The organism is Treponema sp. R6D11, assembly GCF_054786075.1.
Genome location: NZ_BDHD01000816.1, coordinates 1 through 390 on the forward strand (window position 1 = coordinate 1; position 390 = coordinate 390).

Consider the following 390-nt stretch of genomic DNA (forward strand, 5'->3'; position numbering starts at 1 on the left):
GAACTGAATTTTTCGCTGTCCATAAAATCTTTTCGCCCCGTGTCGGTAAATTGAGGATAGGGGCAGATAACGCATTTTTGAGGACAGCCGCCGTAAACTTGAATAGGGTAGAATGACGGCAGTGTTCTTAATATTTGCGGCTGTTTTTCTACAATGCTTTCCACTTCGCAGGCGGAAGGGAGTTTGCCGTTGGCGGCGGCAATAAAATTTTTAAGAAGCGATAAATTGCGTTTTGTATCGGCACACAAGTTGATTCTATGACTGCGAAGGTCTACGGCGGAAATTTCTGTTTCGATGTCAAAAGCGTTTATGTCTTTTTGGATAACCGAAAAAAGAATATCTTTTTCTATTTGCCCGTCGTCTTCGCCTAAAATTTTTGCCAAAATGCCG

The 390-nt window shown here is 42.3% G+C and carries 1 pseudogene; it reads right to left on the bottom strand.

Annotation, left to right across the window (positions count from 1 at the left end):
* Window positions 1-383, bottom strand: a pseudogene (locus tag ACYVTD_RS16285) (spiro-SPASM protein); the annotation flags it as partial.
* Between the last annotated feature and the right edge of the window lie 7 nt (window positions 384-390).